Source organism: Fructilactobacillus sp. X2R1C1, from assembly GCF_059901435.1.
The window spans coordinates 1-271 of sequence record NZ_JBWXUV010000092.1 but is presented as its reverse complement, the minus strand read 5'-3'; the positions used below and the strand labels follow the sequence as shown (position 1 = coordinate 271).

Genomic DNA, 271 nt, shown 5'->3' with positions numbered 1-271 from the left:
CGAGATTCCTGGCCTGTTTTTGCAAGGTAGGAAGATTCTTTGTCACGTTATTAATAAGCGGAACCATGGCTGAGTTGACAGCTTGGGAATCAGCCATGACATTTTGAGCAGCGCCGGTAATCGCCTGGGCACCCACGCGCGTCTGAGTAACGGCGCTCGACGTCTTTGCTGCCGCTGAGTCGGCATTCGCTAACGCAGAATTCACCTGGTTGACGGTAGTGGTGGAATCACCGACAGCCTTCGTTGCCCCCAACACCTTGTTGTTCATCTC

1 protein-coding gene is annotated in these 271 nt (G+C 53.5%); it reads right to left on the bottom strand.

Features of this window, described 5'->3' with window-relative positions; all coding sequences use genetic code 11:
* Window positions 1–271 (bottom strand): hypothetical protein (locus AC6UDG_RS07605; protein WP_500706975.1); only part of this gene is annotated, 271 nt, incomplete at both ends.